At 64.5% G+C, this 16,172-nt stretch carries 15 protein-coding genes; 9 read left to right on the forward strand and 6 right to left on the reverse strand.

The annotated features are described in order from the left end of the window. Positions 1–15: 15 nt before the first annotated feature. Positions 16–858 carry a PhzF family phenazine biosynthesis protein gene (locus JFU57_RS19175; protein WP_201130432.1) on the forward strand — a complete coding sequence of 281 codons (843 nt, stop codon included), beginning with the start codon at positions 16–18 and terminating at the stop codon, positions 856–858. 40 nt (positions 859–898) lie between these two features. Here the strand turns inward: JFU57_RS19175 and JFU57_RS19180 are convergent, their stop codons facing one another. Further along, positions 899–1,519: a LysE family translocator gene (locus tag JFU57_RS19180; RefSeq protein WP_078473645.1), complete on the reverse strand. Its 621-nt coding sequence runs from the start codon at positions 1,517–1,519 to the stop codon at positions 899–901. A 175-nt stretch (positions 1,520–1,694) separates the two neighbouring features. On the opposite strand from JFU57_RS19180, the gene hemB reads away from it, so the two are divergent. Then, positions 1,695–2,669 (forward strand): porphobilinogen synthase, encoded by a 975-nt coding sequence (gene hemB, locus JFU57_RS19185; RefSeq protein WP_020297054.1) that lies wholly within the window; start codon positions 1,695–1,697, stop codon positions 2,667–2,669. 6 nt (positions 2,670–2,675) lie between these two features. Here hemB and JFU57_RS19190 read toward each other — a convergent pair whose 3' ends face one another. Both JFU57_RS19190 and JFU57_RS19195 read right to left on the reverse strand, forming a co-directional pair. Next, entirely contained in the window at positions 2,676–3,590 is a 915-nt protein-coding gene (locus JFU57_RS19190) for a LysR family transcriptional regulator (RefSeq protein WP_201130433.1), read from the reverse strand. Positions 3,591–3,665: 75 nt separating this feature from the next. Next, positions 3,666–5,063 (reverse strand): FAD-binding oxidoreductase, encoded by a 1,398-nt coding sequence (locus tag JFU57_RS19195; RefSeq protein ID WP_201130434.1) that lies wholly within the window; start codon positions 5,061–5,063, stop codon positions 3,666–3,668. A 209-nt stretch (positions 5,064–5,272) separates the two neighbouring features. Here JFU57_RS19195 and JFU57_RS19200 point away from each other — a divergent pair, with 209 nt between their 5' ends. From JFU57_RS19200 to JFU57_RS19225, 6 genes are all read left to right on the forward strand, one after another. Continuing rightward, positions 5,273–6,127, forward strand: a complete 855-nt coding sequence (locus tag JFU57_RS19200; protein WP_201130435.1) for an SDR family NAD(P)-dependent oxidoreductase — start codon at positions 5,273–5,275, stop codon at positions 6,125–6,127. Next, positions 6,120–7,004 (forward strand): SMP-30/gluconolactonase/LRE family protein, encoded by an 885-nt coding sequence (locus JFU57_RS19205; RefSeq protein ID WP_201130436.1) that lies wholly within the window; start codon positions 6,120–6,122, stop codon positions 7,002–7,004. The genes JFU57_RS19200 and JFU57_RS19205 overlap by 8 nt, the downstream gene beginning before the upstream one ends. A gap of 280 nt (positions 7,005–7,284) precedes the next feature. Further along, positions 7,285–7,668, forward strand: a complete 384-nt coding sequence (locus tag JFU57_RS19210; RefSeq protein ID WP_201130437.1) for a c-type cytochrome — start codon at positions 7,285–7,287, stop codon at positions 7,666–7,668. 150 nt (positions 7,669–7,818) lie between these two features. Beyond that, positions 7,819–8,340, forward strand: coding sequence for a sigma-70 family RNA polymerase sigma factor (locus tag JFU57_RS19215; protein WP_078473639.1), 522 nt, complete (start codon positions 7,819–7,821; stop codon positions 8,338–8,340). Further along, positions 8,337–9,299 carry a FecR domain-containing protein gene (locus JFU57_RS19220; RefSeq protein WP_201130438.1) on the forward strand — a complete coding sequence of 321 codons (963 nt, stop codon included), beginning with the start codon at positions 8,337–8,339 and terminating at the stop codon, positions 9,297–9,299. The genes JFU57_RS19215 and JFU57_RS19220 overlap by 4 nt, the downstream gene beginning before the upstream one ends. Positions 9,300–9,400: 101 nt before the next feature. Next, the gene (locus tag JFU57_RS19225) at positions 9,401–11,887 is read left to right on the forward strand and encodes a TonB-dependent siderophore receptor (protein ID WP_201130439.1); all 2,487 of its coding nucleotides are present in this window, start codon (positions 9,401–9,403) and stop codon (positions 11,885–11,887) included. On the opposite strand, the gene JFU57_RS19230 is transcribed toward JFU57_RS19225, so the two are convergent. From JFU57_RS19230 to JFU57_RS19240, 3 genes are all read right to left on the reverse strand, one after another. Next, on the reverse strand, positions 11,884–13,428 hold the full coding sequence (locus JFU57_RS19230) for an FAD-dependent oxidoreductase (RefSeq protein WP_201130440.1): 1,545 nt from the start codon (positions 13,426–13,428) through the stop codon (positions 11,884–11,886). The two genes, JFU57_RS19225 and JFU57_RS19230, sit on opposite strands and share 4 nt — an antisense overlap. A 59-nt stretch (positions 13,429–13,487) precedes the next feature. Then, a complete protein-coding gene (locus JFU57_RS19235; protein ID WP_020296883.1) occupies positions 13,488–14,102 on the reverse strand; it encodes a LysE family translocator in 615 nt (204 codons plus the stop codon). A gap of 88 nt (positions 14,103–14,190) precedes the next feature. After that, positions 14,191–14,658 carry a hypothetical protein gene (locus JFU57_RS19240; protein WP_201130441.1) on the reverse strand — a complete coding sequence of 156 codons (468 nt, stop codon included), beginning with the start codon at positions 14,656–14,658 and terminating at the stop codon, positions 14,191–14,193. Between the two features lie 193 nt (positions 14,659–14,851). On the opposite strand from JFU57_RS19240, the gene JFU57_RS19245 reads away from it, so the two are divergent. Further along, positions 14,852–15,943 (forward strand): DUF1615 domain-containing protein, encoded by a 1,092-nt coding sequence (locus JFU57_RS19245; RefSeq protein ID WP_201130442.1) that lies wholly within the window; start codon positions 14,852–14,854, stop codon positions 15,941–15,943. Positions 15,944–16,172 lie beyond the last annotated feature (229 nt).

The following is a 16,172-nucleotide window of genomic DNA, read 5'->3' on the forward strand; positions in this document are numbered from 1 at the left end:
AACCCGGGACCGGCAATGAGCCAATTCGATTTCAGGCAAGTGGATGTGTTCAGTACCCAACCGCTCAAGGGCAATCCGCTGGCGGTGGTGCTGGGGGCCGATGAGTTGAGTGATGAGCGCATGGCGGCCTTCGCCCGCTGGACCAACCTCAGTGAAACCACCTTTGTGCTCAAGCCCCGGGACCCGCGGGCCGACTATAGGCTGCGGATTTTCACCACCCTGGAAGAGTTGCCCTTCGCCGGTCATCCGACCCTGGGCAGTTGCCATGCCTGGTTGCAAGCCGGTGGCGTGCCCCAGGGCGAGGAGGTGATTCAGGAGTGCGAGGTCGGCCTGGTGCGCATTCGGCGCCAAGGCGCGGACCTGGCTTTTCTCGCGCCGCCACTGTTGCGCTCGGGTGCGGTCGAGCCCGAGTTGCTGGAGCAGGCGCGGCGTGGCCTGGGGTTGGCGCCGGGGGCGATTGTCGAGGCGCAATGGGTCGATAACGGCGCCGGCTGGATGGCGCTGATGCTCGCCGAACGCCAGCAAGTGCTGGAGTTGCAACCCGATTACCCGCAGCTGCAAGGCCTGGCCGTAGGCGTTATCGCCCCATGCGACCCGCAGCGCGACGATACCGATGCGCAGTTTGAAGTGCGGGCCTTTATCGCCGGGGACGGCATGCCCGAAGACCCGGCCACCGGCAGCCTCAATGCCGGAATCGCCCAATGGCTGCTGGGTGCGGGCCTGGCGCCGTCGAGCTACGTGGTGAGCCAGGGCCTGAGCATGGGCCGGGCGGGCAGGATTCACGTGCAGCAGCGGGACGAGGAAATCTGGATCGGTGGCGCGGTCGTGACCTGCATCCAGGGCCGCCTCGACCTGTGAGCCAACACCCGGCCCCCGGCGCACCGGGGGGCCAGGGTCATCAGCGGTTGTTGGTCGCCAGCTTGATGCCAAAACCGATCAGCGCCAGGCCGGCAACCCGGGTCGCGATGCGCCGCGCCATGGGCAGGGCCTTGAGGCGGATCGCCGCGGCGTTGCCCAGGAGCACCAGGCCGACCTGATACACCAGGCTGATGGCGGTGATGTGCAGCATCATCACCAGCAGGGTCATGCTGGAGCCGTCAGGACGAATGAACAGCGGGAAGAACGCCACGAAAAACAGAATCACTTTCGGGTTGGTCATGGCCACGGCCAGCCCGGTGCGGAAATAGACCCAGCCCGAGGTTTTGGGCTCGAGCCCCGAGTCTTCCGCCTTGATCGGGGTGCGCAGCAACTGCACGCCCATCCAGCACAGGTAGGCCGCGCCGAACCATTGCAGGCCCTGGAACAACATCGGGTTGGCCTGCATCAGCGCGGCCAGCCCGGCGACGGCGGCGACCATATAGATGATGTCCCCGAGCAGGGTGCCCATCGCCGCGCCGATCCCCGCGTTGACGCCATTGCGCGCCGTGGCATTGAGAATGGTCAGGGTGCCGGCGCCAGGAATCATCTGGAAAATCACGATGGCGGCAATAAAACTGCCGTAGTTCTGGATATCGAACATCGGAGTGACTCCTGTCACGGGGGGGAGGCCAATACTAGTCAACAATTCCATTGTTACGAAAGCGGAAAAATACTCTTGGCAAAGCGGTGTTTGTGCCCTTGGCATTCAAGGCATAAGCTTTGCCCCTTTTTAGACTTTGGTCCTGTTTACACTTGGCCTGCCGTTAGGAAATCCCATGTCCAGCCAGTTCCCCGAAGCCCGTCCACGTCGCCTGCGTCGCACCGAGCAAATGCGCAGCCTGTTCCAGGAAACCGAGTTCACCCTCAACGACCTGGTGCTGCCGATTTTCGTCGAGGAAGAAATCGACGACTTCGTGCCGATCAAGAGCATGCCGGGGGTGATGCGCATCCCCGAGTCCAAGCTGGCGGGCGAAATCGAGCGCTACGCCCGGGCCGGGATCAAGTCGGTGATGACCTTTGGCGTGTCCCACCACCTGGACAGCACCGGCAGCGACACCTGGAATGACAACGGCCTGGTGTCGCGCATGTCGCGTATCGCCAAGGACGCCGTGCCGGAAATGATCGTGATGTCCGACACCTGCTTCTGCGAATACACCGACCACGGCCATTGCGGCGTGGTGCACGGCCATGAAGTGGACAATGACCAGACCCTGATCAACCTGGGCAAGCAGGCCGTGGCCGCGGCCCGTGCCGGCGCCGACGTGATCGCGCCGTCGGCGGCCATGGACGGTCAGGTCCAGGCCATTCGCCGGGCCCTGGATCAGGCCGGCTTCAGCCACGTGGCGATCATGGCCTACTCGACCAAGTTCGCCTCGGCGCTCTACGGCCCGTTCCGTGAAGCCGGCGGCAGCGCGCTCAAGGGGGACCGCAAGAGTTACCAGATGAACCCGATGAATCGCCGCGAAGCGGTGCGCGAGTCGTTGCTCGACGAGCAGGAAGGCGCTGATTCGCTGATGGTCAAGCCGGCGGGGGCCTACCTCGACATCATTCGCGATATCCGTGAAGTGTCGCGCCTGCCGCTGACCGCGTATCAGGTCAGTGGCGAGTACGCGATGATCAAATTCGGCGCCCTGGCCGGTGCCATCGACGAGCAGCGGGTGGTGCGTGAAAGCCTGGGTTCGATCAAGCGTGCCGGCGCCGACCTGATTTTCACCTACTTCGCCATGGACCTGGCCCGCGACGGGATCTGACCCGGATCAGGCCGCAGCCGGCGGCAGGTGCTGCTCCAGCAGCGCCTGCAGGTTCTCCAGCGGGATCGATGCCGGTAGCCGGTTCCAGTTCATGTACAGGCCGATGCCCGGGTTCGGCGTCTGGCTGACCGGGGCCAGCGGGCGTAACACCAGCTCATCCCTGAGGCCGCTGGCGGCGAACGATTGCGGCACCAGGGCCACACCGAAACCGCAGGCCACCAGGCCCAGCAGGGTCTGGATCTGCGCCGCCTCCTGCACGATGCGCGGGTAGAAACCGGCGCTTTCGCACAAGGCAATCAACTGTGCGTGGTACCCGCTGCCCAGCACTTGCGGGGTAAACACAAAATCCTCTGTGGCACAGTCCTGCAACTGCACCTCGCTGTGCGCGGCCAGCGCGTGATCGCGGGGCAGGGCCAGCAGCACGGGTTCATCGAGAATCAGCCGTGACGCCAGATGACCGCCCGGCAGCGGCAACTGGCGCATAAAGGCGATGTCGCTGTCGCCGGTCAGCAGCGCCTTGGCCTGCTCGGCGGACGGCATCTCGCGGATGATCAACTGCACCTGCGGGTAGGCCTGGCGAAAGGCCTTGAGGCTGTGCAGCAAAAACGGGTAGCCGGCGATGGAAATGGCGGTGACCGTCAAGCTGCCGGCCATGCCCTTGGCCACTTTGCGTGCCTGTTCGACGCCGTGCTCCAGGGTCTGGAGGGTGGCGTGGGCGGTGGCGAGAAAGTCCGCGCCGGCCACGGTCAGCCGCACTTCGCGCTTGTCCCGGGTGAACAGGCTGAAGCCGAGTTTGTCTTCCAGGCGGTTGATTGCCTGGCTCAGGGGCGGCTGGGCCATGTGCAGGCGGATCGCCGCGCGGTGAAAATTCAGCTCCTTGGCCACGGCGATAAACTGCCTGAGCAGGCGGGTTTCGATCATTCGAGGGGGTCTCCGGGCAAGCGGCGAAGGGGCGGCAATCCATAGCATGAACGGGCAGTGTGCGTGGGCCCGGGTTTAACCTCCGACCCCATACGCATCCCACAATTTATTGCGAAATTTATTCCCTGGATCGACCCGTGCCTTGAGCGCAAAAAACTCGGGCGCCCGTGGATAGGCCGCGCGAAACTGCGCCGGCGTGGCGTGGATCTGGTAGGGCAGGTAATAGCTGCCGCCACGCTCGATCGCGCTGTCCACCAGGGCCCGGGTCCATTCCCGCACGTCATCCCGCGCTGCCGGCGCGGTGCTCTGCTGGTAATACAGCACGAGCGCGAAGACGTCGGTCTTGGCCCAGGCCAGCAGGGTGCCGGGATCTGCCTTGGCGTGGCGGATCGACAGGTTGATCACGTTGACCTGGTGCGCGCGCAGGGTGGTGCCCATCTCCTGGATAAAGCTCTCCAGTTGCGCCGGGGGCACGAAATATTCCTGCAGCACGTACGTGCGCTTGGCCCGGGAGTCGGGTTCCAGTTCGCGCACGTCGAGGCTGGCTTCGTGGTTGCGCCAGCTCACTTGCGGCTTCTTCAACACCAGCGGGTCGATCACATCCTGGCGCAGGGTCTTGCCCATGGGCCACTGGCTCACGACCTTCAAGGCTTTCTGTTCTTTCCAGTAGTTGCGGTCCAGGGGTGTCAGGCGTTCGGCGACGGTGAGCGGCAGCTCGGTCTGGCGGTAGGACACGGCGCGCAGGGTCTGATACTGGTCGGGGTAGAGCACGGCGTTGTGCAGGATAACCTTGGGATCGTGCTCGATCTGTTTGACGAAAAAGGGCCGGTAGTCGCTCAGGGGCATCTCTTCGACGCTGCGCAACAGGCGAACGTTGTCGCTCAGGCGCAGGGTGGCTTCGACTATCACCCCCAGGCCGCCGTAGCCGCCGATGGCGCCGTAGAACAGATCGGCGTTGTGCTGCGGGCTGGCCTCGACCACCTGACCGTCGGCCAGCACCAGCTTGATGGCCTTGACCGAGGTAACCAGCGGGCCATAACCGACGTAACGCCCGTGGGCGTTGACGCTCAGGGCGCCGCCAACGGTGAAGTTGGCGTAGCTCTGCATGATGCTGACAGACAGGTCATGGGGGTCGATAACGTCTTGCAGGGCCCGCCAGGTGATCCCCGGCTGGACCGTGATCTCCTTGCGCTCTTTGGAAAAATCCAGCACCCGGTTGAAACCGCGCATATCGATCTGCAACGCATACTCGGTGGCGGTCTGGCCGCCCATGCTGTAGCGCCCGCCACCGATGGCGATGGGCCCGGGGTGGGTGGCCACCAGTTGCGCGATCTGCTCCAGGGTCGTGGGCCGGGCCACCTGGTCGACCACGATGGGGTTGAGCTGAGTGATGTCGTTGACGGTTTCTGCCGCGTGGGCATTCAGGGCGGTGCCGAGCGCACAGCAGAAAAACAGGCCGATCGCGAATCTCATTCGCCGTGTCCATCCTTGGTGGAGCGCCACCGATTCGGGCGCGAGTGGCGGCAGAATAACTTTCTCGCCCGGTCCTGACCATGGGCCCCTGCCATCGGGTCGCCGCGCGGCGTTGTGGCTGATACCTGGAACGTCTCAAAAGCGCCTGTATTAAGTATTAAACCCTTGATTTCATTGTTGTTAGGCTGGAAAAAAAGGAGGACTCCAGCATGAATTTCAAAGGTAGGACCGCCATCGTTACTGGCGCTGGCCGCGGCTTGGGCCTGGTGTATGCACGGGCGCTGGCCGAACGGGGCGCCCAGGTGCTGATCAATGACCCGGGCACTGATCGCAGCGGAGTCGGCAGCGATGCCGACGTGGTCCAGGAGGCCGCACGCAGCCTGCAAGCCGACGGTTTGTCGGTACTGGGCGACAGCAGCAGCCTGGCCGAGGAGGCGGGTTGCCAGCAGTTGATCGCGCGTGCCCTGGACGCCTTTGGCGGCCTGGACATTCTGATTCACAACGCCGGCTGGGTCGGTTACCAGCCCATCGAAAGCGTAGACACCGGGTTTATCGAGCGGGCCGTGGCGGTGAATATCCAGGCGCCGATCTGGCTCTGCAAGCATGCCTGGCCGCACCTGCGGCAATCGCCGGCGCCACGGGTGGTGCTGACCACTTCGGACCGGGCCATGTACCAGCGTTACGCCCAGGCCGGACTGGTGGCCTATGCCGCCGGCAAGATGGCGCAACTGGGGATCATGAACGCGTTGAGCATGGAGGGCGCCGCGCACGGGATTTTGGTCAACGCCGTGTCGCCGGTGGCCAAGACCCGCATGTGGGGTATCTCCGGCCAGCCGCCGGACCTCACGCCCGAAGCGGTGGCGCCGGGTGTCATCTACCTGGCCAGCGCCGATTGCCACGACAGCGGCTATATCCTGCGGGCCAGCAACGGCCAGTTCAGCGCCACCCGCTTCGAGGAAAATCCTGGCGTCGACTACCCGCTGGACCTGGCCCGGGTGCACGCCGCCAGCCCCGCCGACGTCGCCCGGTTGTGGGCCAGCATCAAGGAGACACGGCATGCCTGAGCCTTTGAGGGTGCGCCGGGTGGCCAAGGCCCAGGCCGACCTTGGCGAAAGCCCGGTCTGGGATGAGCAGCGGCAGATTCTGTACTTTGTCGATATCTCCGGCGGTCGCATCCATCGCCTGGATGCCGGGGGCACACTCGCCACCCTGTACCGCAGTGCGGCACGGATTGGCGCCCTGGCCCTGACCGACAGTGGAAACCTGATCTTCACCGAAGACACTGCCGTGGCGATTCTCGATAGCCGGAGCCTGGCACCTGTTCAGCGCTCGGCGGCGTTGGCCGGGCCGGCCTCCTGGCGCTTCAACGACGGCGCCTGCGACCCGCAGGGGCGATTTGTCACAGGGCTGATGGACGAGGGCCACAGCCCGGACAGCGGCAAACTGCTGCGCTACGACCGTCAGCTCGGCTCCAGCCTGCTGCACCAGCCCCTGGGCCTGCCCAACGGGCTGGTCTGGTCCGAAGACGGCCGGCAGCTGTTTTTTGTCGATTCGGTGGCGCGGCGAATCTACCAGGCGCCTTACGCGGCGGGCGAGGGCGGGCTGGGGCCGGTCTCGGTCTTTGCCGAAACCCCGGCGCACCTGGGCCGCCCCGACGGCCTGGCCATCGACCGCGAAGGCGGGATCTGGGTCTGCCAGTTCAACGGCGGCTGTCTGTTGCACTACGACCGTCACGGCGAATTGACCCGGGAGCTGGCGATGCCAGTGCCACGTCCCACCAGTTGCTGTTTCGGCGGGCCGGACCTGAGCACCCTGTTTATCACCAGTGCCCGCTTCGCCATGAGCGCCGAGGAACTGGCGCGCTACCCCGAGTCCGGGGACCTGTTCGCCATCGACCACTTGGTGCCCGGGTGCCCACGGCACCGTTTCCGGCAGGGCTGAGGCATTGGCGGCGAACCCGGGCTGATCCCTGAGGGCTCACAAGTCCCTCAGGGCGCTCCTTGCAAGCCAGTACGCGCCAAAGGAGAATGGCGCGCTTCTAATCACCGTGATTAGTGTTTGTTCAACTAAATCAACGTATTGAAGTCAGGTTTGTGGGGCGCGGCCCATTGCCAATCAGCCCTCTCGGTTTGAGCGTCATCGAGAACATGGAGGGTTGCAGTGGCGCTGTCGGGGTAGCCCTGGAGTCAGAGCTGATTGACACCATAAGGACATGTGGCACATGAAAATAAGAAGATTGTTCATCGCTTCGCTAGGGGTGTTATCGCTGCTTCAAACATCACTTTCCGTTGCGGATATTGCCAATGGCAAGACGCTCTATCTGCAGAGATGCGCCATGTGCCATGGAGCCGATATCAAGGCCACAGGGCCACTGGCCAATAAAAGCAATCCTCCTACACCCGACCTCACGACGTCCGCGTTCAAGAAGCGTCTGAATGATTATCCGGGGGTTATCGTGTCGTCGGTAATCCTTCGCCCCAACGGCAACCTGATTCCAAAGACCTTGCAAGAGAACGGTGTAAAGCTGGCGCCGTTCTCGTGGAAAGTTCAGGATTTTTGCGACTTGAATCAATACATGACGGGTGTGATTGCAAAAAGTCGATAGAGGGCCCGCGTCACGGTCCACCTCCCTTACCGAGATCAGTCGATCGGTCATGAGCCCATCGCGATTGAACAAACCCGGTTGATGGCTATTGCCAAGCCCTGAGTGCTACATGACAATGCGATTCATTATCAAACGTGAATTTTCTGTGTCATGCCCGCCGACGACTTGTCCCTTCGCAGCGCCGTCAACACCCTCTACTCCGAGCACCAGAGCTGGTTGCACGGCTGGTTGCGCCAGCGCCTGGGCAATGCCTGCGATGCCGCGGACCTGGTCCAGGACACGTTCGTACGGGTGATCACGGCGCGCAATGCCATGGAAATCCGCGAGCCGCGGCCCTATCTGTCGCGGGTCGCCAAGGGCCTGCTGATCGACCTGTTCCGCCGCCGCTCCCTGGAGCAGTCCTACCTGGAGGCCCTGGCCAACGTGCCCGAGGCCGAGTACCCATCGCCGGAAGAGCAGGCGATCCTGTTGCAGGCGCTGCTGGACATCGACCGCATGCTCGAAGGCCTGGGCAGCAAGGTGCGCCAGGCGTTCATCCTGTCGCAGTTCGACGGCTTGACCTACCCGCAGATTGCCGAGCGCCTGGGGATCTCCGAGCGTTCGGTGAACAACTACATGGCCAAGGCCATGGAGCATTGCTGCCTGATGCAGATCCGGATGCAGTGCCCATGAGCCTGTCCGGCCCGCAACTATCAGCTGCCGAACTGCAAGCCATCAGCGCCGCTGCGCGCTGGTATGCGCGGCTCAGGTCCGGCAGCCAGACCGAGCAGGAACAACAGGCCTGGCACCAGTGGCTGGCTGCCGACCTGCTGCACCGCGAGGCGTGGACGCGCATGCAGCAGGTCGGCGAGCAGATGGCCGCCGTGCCGGGGCGCCTGGCCGCGCCGACCCTGCGCGGTGCCAGCCATTCGCGGCGCGAGGTCCTGCGCGGGCTGGTGCTGGTGGCTGCGGCCGGTTCCCTGGGCGCCCTCGGCTGGCGCAGCGAAACCGCGCAGAACCTGCTGGCCGACTACCGCACCGAGGTCGGCGAACGCCGCGAAGTGCGCCTGGCGGACGGCAGTTCGCTGCTGCTCAACACCGACACGTCGGTCAATGTGCGTTTCGATGGCCAGCAGCGGGTGCTGGAATTGCTCTGGGGCGAGATCCTGGTCAACAGCGTGGTCGATCCCTTGCAGCGACCGTTGCGGGTCGACACCCGCTACGGCCAGGTTCTGGCCTCGGGCGCGCGGTTCCTGGTGCGCTCGTCGGCCGAGGGGGACCAGGTGGCAGCCATGGACCAGGCACTGCAGGTCAGCCCGAGCGGCGCCGGTGCGCCCCTGCGCCTGGACGCCGGCCGGCACTTGCAGTTGAACGCTCGGGGCCTGGGCACGGTGGCGCTCAATGACGTCACCCTGGGCGCCTGGCGCCAGGGCAGCATCATTGCCATCAATCGGCCGTTGGGCGAGTTGCTGGCCGACCTGTCGCGTTACCGGCGCGGTGTCGTGCGCTGCGACTCGCGCATCGCCGACCTGAAAATCTCCGGGGCCTTTCCCATCGATAACACCGACCTGGCGCTGGCGGCGTTGCAGAGCGGTTTCTCCCTCACGATCAATCGCTACACGCCTTACTGGGTCACGGTTTCCGGGGCCTGAGCAGTTTTTTTGAAAAATTCTCATTAGCCTTTGCAGTTTTTTTGCCCCTGGTTCGGCTTATCCCCCAGTGGATTCATTTTTGTCATTGGGGAAGGGAAAGCATGTCTGAAGTTCACAAGCCGAAGCCGGCGGGGCTGTCGATTGCGGTGAAGGCAGGGTTGTGGGGAATGGTCGCGTTGTACTCGGCGCTCACGCTGCCGCTGGCCATGGCCGAAAGCCCCGTCCAGCAGGGCGCGGTGCGCAGTTTCGATATCGCCGCGGGCAACCTGACCGAGGTCCTGAGCCGTTTTGCCAGTGCCGCCGGGGCGGCGATTTCCTTCGATGCGCAGCAGACCGAAGGGCGGCGTTCGGCGGGGCTCAAGGGTGATTACGGGGTCGACGAAGGCTTTGCCCGGATCCTCTCCGGCAGCGGCCTGCAGGCCGAACCGCAGAGCAACGGCAGCTACGTGCTGCGCGCCGCGCCCAATGCCGGCTCGGCCCTCGAGTTGGGGGTGACCAGCGTCCAGGCCCAGGCGCTGAACGCCACCACCGAAGGCTCGGGCTCCTACACCACCGGTGCGGTGACCATCAGCAAGGGTGCCCATTCGCTGAAGGAAACCCCGCAGTCGGTGACGGTCATCACGCGCAAGATGATGGATGACCAGCACCTCGACACCATCGATCAGGTGATGGAAAAGACCCCCGGCATCACTCTCTACGACTCGCCCATGGGCGGCAGATACTTCTACTCCCGGGGCTTTCGCATGACCGGCCAGTACCAGTTCGACGGCGTGCCGCTGGACATGGGCAGCAGCTACGTGCAGGCCGACAGCTTCAACAGCGACATGGCTTTTTATGACCGGGTCGAAGTGTTGCGCGGCGCCGCCGGGATGCTCAAGGGCGCGGGCGGCACCGCAGGTTCGGTGAACTTTGTGCGCAAGCGCGGCCAGGCCACCCCCCACACCGAGCTGACGATGTCGGCCGGCTCCTGGGACAACTACCGGGGCCAGGTCGATACGGGCGGCCCGTTGAATGAATCCGGCACCATTCGTGGCCGGGCCGTGGTAGCCCAGCAGAGCCGGCAGTATTTCTACGACAATGCCGAGCGCCGCGATCAGGTGTACTACGGCGCCCTGGACTTCGACCTCAGCCCCGACACCACCCTGGGCCTGGGCCTGGCGTATGAAGATGTGGATTCCACCCCATGCTGGGGCGGCCTGCCACGCTACAGCGACGGCAGCGACCTGAAGCTCAGCCGTTCCACCTGCCTCAACACCGCCTGGAACAACTCGCGCAGCAAGAAAATCACCTACTTCGGCGATCTCAAGCACCAGTTCGATGACAACTGGGCGCTCAAGGTGGCCGGGGTCTACAGCAAGAACACCCAGGACATCGCGTACGCCTTCCCGAGTGGCGCGGTGCCGGTGGGCAGCACCAGCAGCAACACCCTGATGCTGGGCAGCATCTATGACTACGATCAGGTCGACTACGGCTTCGATGCCTACGTCGATGGCAAATTCCAGGCCTTTGGCCAGGAGCACGAACTGATTGTCGGGACCAATGCCAGTCGTTCGCGCAAGGACGATTTCTACGCGGTGGCGGCATTGCCCCAGCGCCAGAATGTGTTCAACCCGGATAAACACATCCCCGAGCCCGACGACAGCTACTACGACACCCACTCCACGCGGGGCGGCCCGGTGGATATCCATATCCAGCAATACGGCGCTTATTCGACCTTGCGCCTGAAGCTGGCCGACCCGCTGACCCTGGTGGTCGGCAGTCGCGTCAGCTGGTACAGCTCGGAGAATGACTCCCTCAGTTACTGGATGGACACGCGCACGCCGATCAACGCCAAGTCCAAGGAAACCGGCCAGGTCACGCCCTTTGCTGCGGTGCTGTATGACCTCAACGATAACCTGACCGCCTACGCCAGCTACTCGGATATCTTCACGCCTCAGGGCAGCTACCGCAGCTTCGACGGTTCATCGCTCAAGCCGCTGATCGGCAAGAACTACGAACTGGGGATCAAGGGCGAGTGGTTCGACGGGCGCCTGAACAGCGCGTTCAACCTGTTCCGCACCCTGCAGGAAGATGCGGTGCAGGACGACCCGGCGTGCCCGGACAGCAGCTGCTCGATGAACTCGGGCAAGGTCCGGGCCCAGGGCTTTGAGGCTGAAGTCAGCGGTGAAGTGATCGAGCGCCTGCAACTGCTGGCCGGCTACACCTACACCCAGACCAAGACCCTGGAAGACGCCGATACCAGCAAGAACGGTTCGGCGGGCAACTCCTATGTGCCGCGCCACCTGCTGCGGGTGTGGGGCGACTATGCCCTGGACGGGGCGCTGGACAAGTTCTCCATTGGCGCCGGGGTCAATGCGCAAAGCGACAACTACCGCACCTCGCCGACCAGCAGCAGGCATATCACCCAGGCCGGTTATGCGATCTGGAACGGGCGCATCGGTTACCGCATCGATGAGACCTGGTCCCTGGCCCTGAACGGCAACAACCTGTTCGACAAGCGCTACTACCGGACCGTCGGCACCGAAGGCTTCGGCAACTTCTACGGCGATCCGCGCAACTTCATGTTGTCGGTCAAGGCCAGCTTCTAGGGCTTGGGTACGCCGTTGCTCCAGGGCGTGAGGTCGCGTTCGGCAAAGTAACGCTCCAGCACCTTGGGGTCCGCCGAACGTTCGGCCAGCGCCACGTAGGTGTCCGGGCGCAACAGGTAAAAGCCGTTGCGCGCCAGGCCCGCCGTGGCGTGGGCCGGGTGCCAGGGAAACTGCTGCAAGGGCAGTTGATGGGCCCTGCACCAGGCCTGCAACTCATCGCTGGTGTCGCCATACACATGCACTTGCCAGCCAATCAGCGCCAGGCTGGCGAAGTTGTCGCTGTCGGCGTCATGGGCCCAGGGCAGGCGATCACCGCCATGCACATGGCCGCTGCTGCCGACGCTCAGGGGCATGCCCCGGTAGTTGAGGGTGATCTGCGACACGGTGCGAAACAGCAGCTCGCGGGCCGACTCCAGCGCCGCGACCCGGGGGATCAGCAGCGGCGCCAGGCGCGTGCGCAGCAGGTTGGCAATCGGCCCGTCGGCGGTGGCGAAGCTGAACACCCGGTCGGTGGTCGCCACCAGGCGCCGGGCAAACTCGATGCGTTCGATTTCATAAGTGTCCAGCAGGCTTTGCGTGGCCTTGCCGGTCAACACCGCGGCGAGTTTCCAGGCCAGGTTGATGGCGTCTCCGATCCCGGTGTTCATGCCCTGGCCCCCGGCCGGGCTGTGCACATGGGCCGCGTCGCCGAGCAGAAACACCCGGCCGCGACGAAATTGTTCGGCCACCCGGTGGTGCACCCGATAAGCGGAAAACCAGTTGACCTGCGCCACCTCGACCTTGAGGTGGTGCAGGGCGCGCTGGCTGACGTCTTCGAACTTCAGGGCCTGCGGGTGCTGCGCACGGGCGTCGCGTACGGTGCCGATCAGCCGGGCGTGGCCCGGGTCGGCCAGGGGGAACACAGCGAGAAAGTCCGCTTCGTCGAGGTCGATATGCAGCTGGCCATCCAGCGCCGGGCCGCTGGCTTCGACGTCGGCCACGTAGAACACTTGTTCATAGGTGCCGCCGGGGAAGCCCGTGCCCAGGGTCTTGCGCACCGTGGAGTGGGCGCCGTCGCAGCCGGCCAGGTAATAGGCCTGGCAGGTTTCCTCGACGCCATCGGCACCGCGCAGGCGGGCGCTGAGCAGGTGGCCGTGGTCGTCAAAGGCCAGCAATTGGGTGTTGCGTTCCACGCTGACGCCCAGGTTTGCCAGGCGCTCGATCAGCAGCTGTTCGTGCAGGTCCTGGGGGAAAATTTCCAGGAAGGGGTAGGGTGTCAGGTCGGCGCCGATGGCCCCCAGCGGCAGCTGGGCAGTGGGTTCGCCACGGACCCAGAGATTGACCGCCGGCACCTGATGGCCCTGGTCGAGGATGGTCTGGGTCAGGTCGAGCTGACGGTACAGCTCCAGGGTCCGGGCCTGTACCGCCAGCGCCCGGGACGTGGTGCCGGGGCCGCTGCTCTGGTCGAGGATCCGTACCTTGATTCCCTGCCGGGCGAGCCACAGCGCCAGTACCAGGCCGGTGGGGCCGGCGCCAATGATCAGTACGTCGCTGCGGTTCATGGCCTTGTCCTCGGTCAGGGATCAATGCATGCCGGTGGTGCGGCCCCGGGCCGCGGGTTTCAGCGCTGGCTGAACGCCAGGTTCAGCCCCAGCCCGGCAAAGCTGGCGGCAAAGCTGCGGCGCAGCCAGTTCTGCACCTTGGGCGACTCGATCACCGCCGTGCGGAACAGGTTGGCCAGCACGCCGTAGAGCACGAACACGGCAAAGGTCATGGCCATGAACACACCGCTCAAGGTCAGCATCTGCATGGCCGGTGCGGCGCCATCGTGGCTGATGAACTGCGGCAGGAAGGCCAGGAAGAAAATCGTCAGCTTGGGGTTGAGAATATTCAGCAGGCAGGCCTTGAGGATCAGGCCGCCGGCGCTGCTGGCGGGCAGCGAGCTGTCGACGGCAAAGGCCGAGCGATCACGCCAGGTGGCATAAGCCAGGTACAGCAGGTAGGCGACGCCGGCGAACTTCAGGCCCTGAAAGGCCAGGGCGCTGGTGTGCAGGATGGCCGAAAGGCCGAGCACCGAGGCCAGCAGATGCGGGACGATCCCGGCGGTACAGCCCAGGGCGGTGTACAGGCTGGCGCGCTTGCCGGCCACCAGGGCGGTGGAGATGGTCAGGATCACGCCACTGCCGGGGATCAGCACCACAATCAGCGAGGTGATGAAAAAATCCAGGGTCAACATTGCACACTACTCCATGTCGGAAAGGTCGAGCGGGGTGGGCAAAACCTACACAGTGCGCGACCTACACACAATAGTCCGCCACGGGGTTTTACGCGGTGCTGGTCCAATAAAAATGCAGGTACTCCTGGCTGTATTCGGCAAACAGCGACACCAGCAGGTCGGTGTCCAGCGAATACATCAGCAACGCGCCCTGGAAGGTTTGGTCGCTGATCAGGGGCAGCGGCGGCGGTTGGATCAGCTCGGCGCAACAGTCGGCAATCTGCTTGAGCAGGGCCGGTTCGGACAACGGTGCAAAGGCGGCATCGGCCAGGTAGGGCGCAAAATAGCGCTCGCGCTGGGGCGTGAAATCCACGCTCTCGGCGGCCAGCCAGAACCCCAGGCCATTGTCGGCGGCGGCCTTGGGCGCGCGGGTGATGCGCAGGGTCTGCTCGCTGTCCGGCACCTGGAACGCGTATTGCGGGTAGGTGCTGTAATGCAGGCCACGATAGCCCGCCACGAACCTGGGGTTGGCCAGGGAGGTCCGGGCCAGTTGCTGGAAATCTTCGCGGGTGAACATGGGGCTGGGGTCCGCCGGGAGTGAGGAATCTGCGAGGCGAGTGTCGCAGGGGCGGGGGCCACTATAATCGCAAATGGGCCAGGGCGACCGAGGTTGCGCGCCGCCTTCGGGCGCTGCCGGCGAACCACCGGGCGCGCGGGCAGTCGATATCCTTGCCTGCCTGTTTCTCGGGCACTGCCTGGTTAGGAGCCTTATGCACGTTTATCGTCCCCTTGCGCTGCTCGGCGCGCTGCTGGTCCTGGCCGGTTGCGCCGGCTCGGGCACCGCGCCCCAGGTGGCGCCCTTGTCTCCCGCCCAGGTCCAGGCCCGGGTCGAGCGCCTGCTGCCGGCACAGACCGCCGACCGTGCCGGCTGGGCCCGGGATATCCAGGTGGCGTTCACCGCCCAGGGCATTGAGCCCAGCACGCAGAACCTGTGTGCGGTGCTGGCGGTCACCGAGCAGGAGTCCACCTTCCAGGTCGACCCGGCGGTGCTGGGGCTGGGCAAGATCGCCCGCCAGGAAATCGACCGCCGGGCGGCCACCGTGCATGTGCCGGCGCTGCTGGTGAGTGCCGCGCTGCAAGTGCGCTCACCCACTGGCAAGAGCTACAGCGAGCGCCTGGCCAGTGCTCGCACCGAGAAGCAGTTGAGCGCGATCTTCGACGACTTCATCGGCATGGTGCCCATGGGCAAGACCCTGTTTGGCACCTTCAACCCGGTGCACACCGGCGGGCCGATGCAGGTCAGCATCGCCTTTGCCGAGAAGCAGGCGCGGGACTACCCCTATTCGGTCGACGGTTCGATTCGCCAGGAGGTCTTCAGCCGGCGTGGCGGGATGTACTTCGGCATTGCCCACCTGCTGGGGTACCCGGCCAACTACCCGCAGCCGCTGTACCGCTTTGCCGACTTCAACGCCGGCTGGTACGCCAGCCGCAACGCCGCCTTCCAGAATGCCGTGAGCCGGGCGTCGGGCATTGCCCTGGCCCTGGACGGCGACCTGATCCGCTATGACTCGATCATGCCCGGCACCACCGAACTGGCGGTGCGCGCCCTGGGTAAACAGCTGGACATGCGCAACCCGAGCATTCGCGATCAGCTGGAGCAGGGCGACAGCCTGGACTTTGAAAAGACCCGGCTCTACCAGCGCGTATTTGCCCTGGCCGACCAGGCCGCCGGCAAGCCAGTGCCGCGCCAACTGCTGCCGGGGATCGAGCTCAAGAGCCCGAAAATCACCCGCAAACTGACCACCGCCTGGTTCGCCAAGCGGGTCGATGAACGCTATCAGCGCTGCCTGAAGCGGGGTTGAGAAGCGCTTGTCAGTACCCCGTGCGCCGTGCAAGGATGCGCGATGATTTTTTCTGACCTGAATTCCCGCATCCATCATCACGGACCTCATTCCCGGGGGCCGTGGTCGCTTATGCGCATCGAACCGTCAGTGGCTGCAACGACTCACTGACCAACGATGAAAAAACCAAGGCGCCCACAAGGCGCCTTTTTTATTGCCTGGCAAACAGCCAGAACGAGGAAATACCAAT

The sequence above is a fragment of the Pseudomonas sp. TH07 genome (genome assembly GCF_016651285.1).
Taxonomy (GTDB): domain Bacteria; phylum Pseudomonadota; class Gammaproteobacteria; order Pseudomonadales; family Pseudomonadaceae; genus Aquipseudomonas.